Source organism: Mycobacterium sp. TH-M15 (assembly GCF_057473705.1).
In genome coordinates this window covers 1-6,601 of sequence record NZ_JBYCLB010000120.1, presented here as the reverse complement: position 1 = coordinate 6,601, position 6,601 = coordinate 1, and the positions used below count along the sequence as shown (strand labels likewise).

Annotated in this window: 6 protein-coding genes and 1 pseudogene; 3 read left to right on the top strand and 4 right to left on the bottom strand. The window is 72.9% G+C overall.

Features of this window, described 5'->3' with window-relative positions:
• Together AC2VNT_RS03045 and AC2VNT_RS03040 are read right to left on the bottom strand one after the other, a co-directional pair.
• Window positions 1–846 (bottom strand): annotated as a pseudogene (locus AC2VNT_RS03045) (hypothetical protein); the annotation flags it as partial.
• Window positions 843–1,595 carry an NUDIX hydrolase gene (locus tag AC2VNT_RS03040; RefSeq protein ID WP_486945453.1) on the bottom strand — a complete coding sequence of 251 codons (753 nt, stop codon included), beginning with the start codon at window positions 1,593–1,595 and terminating at the stop codon, window positions 843–845. The gene AC2VNT_RS03040 and the pseudogene AC2VNT_RS03045, both read right to left, overlap by 4 nt.
• A gap of 111 nt (window positions 1,596–1,706) precedes the next feature.
• Here AC2VNT_RS03040 and AC2VNT_RS03035 point away from each other — a divergent pair, with 111 nt between their 5' ends.
• Together AC2VNT_RS03035 and AC2VNT_RS03030 are read left to right on the top strand one after the other, a co-directional pair.
• Window positions 1,707–3,155 (top strand): CCA tRNA nucleotidyltransferase, encoded by a 1,449-nt coding sequence (locus AC2VNT_RS03035; RefSeq protein ID WP_486945452.1) that lies wholly within the window; start codon window positions 1,707–1,709, stop codon window positions 3,153–3,155.
• 24 nt (window positions 3,156–3,179) lie between these two features.
• Complete coding sequence (locus tag AC2VNT_RS03030) at window positions 3,180–3,701, top strand: pullulanase (RefSeq protein WP_486945451.1); 522 nt, start codon at window positions 3,180–3,182, stop codon at window positions 3,699–3,701.
• Window positions 3,702–3,769: 68 nt separating this feature from the next.
• Here AC2VNT_RS03030 and AC2VNT_RS03025 read toward each other — a convergent pair whose 3' ends face one another.
• On the bottom strand, window positions 3,770–4,543 hold the full coding sequence (locus AC2VNT_RS03025; RefSeq protein WP_486945450.1) for a TIGR03084 family metal-binding protein: 774 nt from the start codon (window positions 4,541–4,543) through the stop codon (window positions 3,770–3,772).
• Between the two features lie 9 nt (window positions 4,544–4,552).
• Complete coding sequence (locus AC2VNT_RS03020) at window positions 4,553–5,836, bottom strand: MFS transporter (protein WP_486945449.1); 1,284 nt, start codon at window positions 5,834–5,836, stop codon at window positions 4,553–4,555.
• Between the two features lie 132 nt (window positions 5,837–5,968).
• On the opposite strand from AC2VNT_RS03020, the gene AC2VNT_RS03015 reads away from it, so the two are divergent.
• Window positions 5,969–6,574: a YqgE/AlgH family protein gene (locus AC2VNT_RS03015; RefSeq protein ID WP_486945448.1), complete on the top strand. Its 606-nt coding sequence runs from the start codon at window positions 5,969–5,971 to the stop codon at window positions 6,572–6,574.
• The last annotated feature ends 27 nt before the right edge of the window (window positions 6,575–6,601 follow it).

Genomic DNA, 6,601 nt, shown 5'->3' with positions numbered 1-6,601 from the left:
GCCGACCATCGCGTTGACGGTGACCAGCAGATCCGGGTCGACGGCCAGGCAGAGCGCTCTGCCCAGCGCGCCGTCCGGGTCGGCGACCGGGGTGGTGGCGGACTCGGCCGCCGAGACCAACGCGTCCAGCCGGCCGCCCGGCGCCAGCGAGGTGGCCAGCTCGTCGTCGGTGAGCCGGACCGGCCGGGTGCCCCCGGGCACGCCCGGCGTCAGCTGCGGTCGGTCGGCCAGTGGCCACAGCACGGTCAGCTGCAGCGGGGCGGCCGCCTCGGTGGGCAACTCGGTCGCCGTCTGGGGCACCCCGACCACCGGCAGCAGGAAGCGGGCGTCGTCGAGCCGGGCGGGTTCGCCGTAGTCGGGGGTGCCGTTGGCGTTGACCAGCAGCGGATAAATCCCCGGCCGGTCGATCTCCAGGCCGGGTCGGTTCAGCGACCACACCGGGGCGGAGAGACGGAACCGCGCCTCCTGGCCCCGCTGCAGCTCGTGGGCGATCGTGACGAAGTCGTCCACCGGCCGGTACTGGTCGCTGGAGCCGTCCAGGGTGGTGCGCAGTCCCGCCGAGGACGCCACCGCCGCCGCGTGTTCGAGCCGCACCATCACCTCATGAACCGGCCGGTCGCCGACGTTGGCCACCACGCCGCTGACGGTGACCGTGGCGGCGCTGGTGGCGGTGAGCAGGTCCGGGCTCACTCCGTCGATGCGGACCTGAACGAAAGACACCGGGTCGGGCTCGGCCGGGGCCATCGGCGCGATCGGTGAGACGATCGCCGCTCCGAAACCGATCACCGTGCTGGCTACCACGGCGGAACACCTCCCGGCGGCCCGGTGGAGGCGCGATGCGGTCACGGTCCCAGCCCGCGGCCGTTCTTCCGGTCCGGTGCCCGATCAGCCGGACGGCGGTTGCGGGTGCGGGAGTGGGTCTGAGCCCGCCGCCACGGCGCGGTCGCCGGCAGCGGTGGCAACGCGGCCGGTCCGCCGGTCTGCAGCTTGTCGATCAGCTCGTCGGCCACCTCGGCCAGCCGGCGCTCGTCGGCGTAGGCGAGCCGCGCCGGAAGTTCCCGGATCGGCACCCACGCCACCTCGGTCACCTCGATGTCGTCGTCGCAGAGCTCGCCGCCGGAGAACCGCATCAGGTAATGGTGCACGGTCTTGTGCACCCGGTGGCCGTCGGTGACGAACCAGTAGTCGATGCTGCCCAGCGCCGCCAGCACGCTGCCGCGCACCCCGGTCTCCTCGGCCACCTCGCGGATCGCGGTCTGCTCGGCGGTCTCGCCGATCTCGATGTGGCCTTTGGGCAGCGACCACAGCATCCGCCCGCGCTGGTCCAGCCGCCCGATCAGCGCCGCGACCTGATCCTCCCGCGGCCCGTCGATGCCGTCGATGACCAGTCCGCCGGCCGACGTCTCATGCACGGTGCGCAGCCGGCGCGGTGTGCGCTGGCGGTTGCGCGGGCGGGTCGGGCCGGGCACCGGGTTCCCGGCCGGGCCGGCATCGGCGGTGGCGGCATCGGCCGGGTCCGGAGCCGTCTCCGGGGTGCGCCGACCGCGGCGCCGTCGACGGCGCCGTCCGGGCTTGGCGTCTTCGCCGTCCGACACCCATGCGATAGTAGCTGGCCCGGTCCGGTGGGCCCGCTCGCACTCGCCGGTGACCGGGTGGTCGGGTTGCGCCGCACCGGGCCCGATCGACTCCGATTAGGCTCATCGAACGTGCCGGAACCCAGTGGTGCCGATGACTTGCTGACCGCGGCCGCGATTGCGCTGAATCGGCATGCCCCGACCCTGCGAGAGCTCGGCGGCCTGTTCGACGGGGCCGGTCACCGGCTCTACCTGGTCGGTGGCTCGGTACGCGACGCGTTGCTGGGCCGGCTCAGCCCGGACCTGGACTTCACCACCGCCGCGCACCCCCAGCAGGTGCAGCGGATCATCGGCGGCTGGGCCGACGCGGTGTGGGAGACCGGAATCGAGTTCGGTACCGTCGGGCTCGACAAGGGTGGTCAGCGGGTGGAGATCACCACCTTCCGCGCCGACAGCTACGACCAGGTCTCCCGCAACCCACAGGTGCGGTTCGGCGACCGGCTCGAGGACGACCTGCAGCGCCGCGACTTCACCGTCAACGCGATGGCGATCCGGGTCACCGCGGCCGGCCCGGTCGAATTCCTCGACCCGCTCGGCGGCTTAGCGGCACTGCGCGACGGGGTGCTGGACACCCCGGCGGCGCCGTCGGTCTCCTTCGGCGACGACCCATTGCGGATGCTGCGGGCGGCCCGGTTCGTCGCCCAGCTCGGCCTCACCGTGGCGCCCCGGGTGCGCGCGGCGATCGACGAGATGGCGCCGCAGCTGGCGCGGGTCACCGCCGAACGGGTCGCGGCCGAGCTGGACAAGCTGTTGCTGGGCGCCGACCCGGCCGCCGGCATCGACCTGATGGTGACCAGCGGCATGGGCGAGGTGGTGCTGCCCGAGGTCGGCGGGATGCGGCTGGCGATCGACGAGCATCACCAACACAAGGACGTCTATCAGCACTCGCTGACGGTGCTGCGGCAGGCAATCGAGCTGGAGGACCCGCCGCCGGAGGGGGGCCCGGATCTGGTGCTGCGGTGGGCCGCGCTGCTGCACGACATCGGCAAGCCGGCCACCCGGCGCCACCAGCCGGACGGCGGGGTCAGCTTCCATCACCACGAGGTGGTCGGCGCGAAGCTGGCCCGCAAGCGGCTGCAGGCGCTGCGCTACTCCAAGCAGATGATCGCCGACGTCTCGCAGCTGGTCTACCTGCACCTGCGCTTCCACGGCTACAACGAGGGGAAGTGGACCGATTCGGCGGTGCGCCGGTACGTCACCGACGCCGGCCCGCTGTTGCCGCGGCTGCACAAGCTGGTCCGGGCGGACTGCACCACCCGTAACAAGCGCCGGGCGGCGCGGCTGCAGCGCAGCTACGACCACCTGGAGGATCGGATCGTCGCGCTGGCCGAGCAGGAGGATCTGCAGCGGGTGCGGCCCGACCTCGACGGCACCGAGATCATGCAGCTGCTCGGCGTGCCGCCGGGGCCGCGCATCGGCGAGGCTTGGCGCTATCTCAAGGAGCTGCGCCTGGAGCGGGGGCCGTTGTCCCGCGAGGAGGCCACCGCCGAGCTGCTGGCCTGGTGGGAGCGGAACCGGTAGCCGCGACCGCCCGTCTGATCGGGCATGGACTACTGCTTGGGTGACGGTGACGGGACGGCGACCATCTGGACTAGGTCGCCGGACCTGGATTTGGACGGCGACGGCCGGCTGGACGCGATCAGCCTGGATTTCGACGGCGACGGGCTGGCCGACGACGCGCTCGCCGATCTGGACGGCGACGGGGTGGCCGACCATCTGGTGCTGGACCGCGACGGGGTCCCGGCCTACTTCACCGACGACGGATCAGGCCGCTGGGCGGTGTTGGCCGATCGAGCCGATCGGGCCGGGCTGCGTTGGGTGGGTCTGGACGGCGTCGTCCACTTCGGCGGCCCGATGGTGGACTTCGACGGCGACGGCCGCGCCGACGACCGGCTGCTGGACACCGACGGCGACGGCCGGGCCGACCGGGTGCTGGTCGGCTCCGACGGCGCTGGCGGGGCCGACTACGACACCGCCTACGTCGACACCGACGGTGACGGCCGGTGGGACGTCAAGCTCACCGACGCCGACGGTGACGGCGTCGCCGACGGCGCGACCGCCCTGTAGCGGTGCCCGCGCTCACCGCCCCGCGCGGTGTTGGTTGGGCGCGGCTGCGTTTCGCGCGGTGCCCGCGCTCACCGCCCCGCGCCGGGCGGCCCGGCGAAGGCCTGGGCGATCTGCAGCCAACGCCGGGCGTCCGGGCCGTCGGCGGTCAGGTCGACGCTGCTCAGCGAGCGACGCTGGGTGACCAGGAAACAGAAGTCCTGTGCCGTGCCGGTCACCCGCTGCGCGGCGTCCGGCGGGCCCCACGACCAGATGCCGCCGTCAGGAGCGCGCAGCTCCACCAGGAAGGCGTCGGCCGGCGGGGTCAGGTTGTTGACGGCGAAGGCGTAGTCGCGGGTGCGCACGCCCAGGTGGGCGATGGACCGCAGCCGCGCGGTGGGCGGCCGGGTCACCCCCAGCGCGTCGGCGACGTCCAGGCCGTGTGCCCAGGTCTCCATCAGTCGGGCGGTGGCCATCGACGCCGCACTCATCGACGGCCCGAACCAGGGCAGCTTGCGGCCGTCCGGAATCTGCTGCAGCTCCGCGTGCAGCCGGCGGCGGATCGCTCGCCAGTCGGCCAGCAGGGCGGCGGGCCGGACGGCGGCCAGCTCGGCGGCGGCGGTGTCGACGAAGCCGGCCGGATCGGCCAGCGCTGTGGCCAGCTGCTCGGCGAAACCGGCCTCGTCGGTCACGGCGATCAACGCGACCCGATCGGTCCACAGCAGGTGGCCGATTTGGTGGGCGATGGTCCAGCCCGGTGCCGGCGTCGGCTCGGCCCACCGATCCGCGGTGAGCGGCGCCACCAGCGCGTCCAGGTCGTCGCTCTCCGCGCGAAGGTCGGCGACTACGCCATCGGCGGTACCCATAGGGGCACTCTAACCCGCGACCGCCGGGCCGCGGCCGATCACACCGTGTGCCAACAGGCCGGCCAGGTACAGCAGTGACCCGATCACGATCAGGGCGGGCGCGTGCCCGTCGGGCGGGATCACGACCGCGGCCAGGGTCACCGCCCCGACGAACGCGATCCAGAACAGCGAATCCTGCACCGCGAACACGTGCCCGCGCAGCGGATCGTCGACATCGATCTGCATGGCGGCGTCGACGCAGAGCTTGACCACCTGGCCGGCCGCGCCGAGCAGGAAACCACACGCCACCAAGGCGGGCAGGTACAGCCCGACCCCCGCCAGCTGGATGGCCGCCGCCGCCGCCAGCGCCCCGTTGCCGGTGGCGTAGCGGCCCCAGCGCCGCAGCAGCGCCGGCGTCAGCACATTGGCCACGAACGACCCGCCGCCGATCGCGCCGAGAAACAACGCCGTGGTGCCCAACCCGGCGACGGTCTGCACGTCTACATGTCGCACCAGCATCAGCACCAGCAGGGTGTTGACCCCGATCGCCATTCGGTGCGCGACCAGTCCGGACAGGCTGGCGGCCACGGTCGGCCGGGTCCGCACCGTTCGGACGCCGTGCAGCCAGCCGGTGGTGACCGCGTAGAAGACCGAGCCGTGGATGGCGCGTTTGGTGTCATCGGGGCCGAGTGCGCGCGGCGCGAAGCGCAGCGACAAGAACAGAGCGACGGCGACCGGCACCGCGACGGTCACGATGACCGCCGCGGCGCCGCGATCGGCGACGCCGGCCAGCCGGCGTGGCAGCAGCGCGAAATTCGCCCCCAGGAAGGCGGCCACGGCGCCGGTGGCGATAGCCACCGAGTTCATCGTGACCACCTGTCCGCGGGGCACCACGTGGGGAAGCGCCGCCGACAAGCCGGATCCGATGAACCGAGCCAGGCCGTTGGCGAACAACGCCACCAGCAGCACCACCCGCTCCCGGGCACCGCCCGCCAACAGGGCGGCGAGGCCGACCACCAGCACCAGTCGTGCCAGGTTGACGACGATCAGCACCGACCGCCGGTCCCAGCGGTCCAGCAGCGCCCCGGCGAACGGGCCCAGCAGCGAGTACGGCAGCAGCAGTGCCGCCGACGCGGCGGCGACGTCCAGCGGCCGGGCGCCGCGCTCCGGGTTGAACAACAGGCCGACGAGGAGCCCGGCTTGGAACAGGCCGTCGGCGAACTGGGTGACCACGCGCAGCTCCAGCAACCGCCAGAACTCCGGGAGGCCGCGCGCCGACCGCCACAGGGTCACCGGTGCGTGGAGGTCGACCACAGAACCTACTTCCGGACGCGAGCGGACGGCGCGGCGCCGGCCCCAGACCAGGGTACAAATGCGGCGCCGGTCCGGTTGCCATGTTGCGTGCGACTTGCCCCGGTCAGCGGCCTCGGGTGCCATGATGGTCGAGTGGCGCAACCCGAAGACCCGGAGGACTACCTGGCGCCTGCGGCGCATCGGATCCGGGCCGGCACGCTGCTGTTGGCCAACACCGACCTGCTCGAGCCGACGTTTCGACGCACGGTGATCTACGTGGTCGAGCACAACCACGGCGGAACCCTCGGGGTGGTGCTCAACCGGCCCAGCGAGGCGGCCGTCCACAACGTGCTACCACAGTGGTCCAAGCTGGCCGCCAAGCCCAAGACGATGTTCGTCGGCGGGCCGGTGAAGCGGGACGCCGCCCTCTGCCTGGCCGTACTGCGGGTCGGCGCCGACATCGGCGGCGTCTCAGGGCTGCGTCAGGTCGCCGGGCGCACGGTGATGGTGGACCTGGACGTCGACCCGGGGACCGTCGCGCCGTTCGTCGAGGGGGTGCGCATCTTCGCCGGCTACGCGGGCTGGACCATGGGCCAGCTCGAAGGCGAGATCGAGCGCGACGACTGGATCGTGTTGTCGGCGCTGCCGGCCGATGTGTTATCGGAGGCCCGGGTCGACCTGTGGGGCCGGGTGCTGCGTCGGCAGCCACTGCCGCTGTCGTTGCTGGCCACCCACCCGGTCGACGTCAGCCGGAACTGAGCCCGGCGGCTCAGCCGCAGCCGGAAC

What these genes read in the sequence shown, in the direction of transcription:
- AC2VNT_RS03030 (WP_486945451.1), top strand. Translation starts at nt 3,180, where the DNA reads ATGGACTACTGCTTGGGTGACGGTGACGGGACGGCGACCATCTGGACT.
- AC2VNT_RS03025 (WP_486945450.1), bottom strand. Translation starts at nt 4,543, where the DNA reads ATGGGTACCGCCGATGGCGTAGTCGCCGACCTTCGCGCGGAGAGCGAC.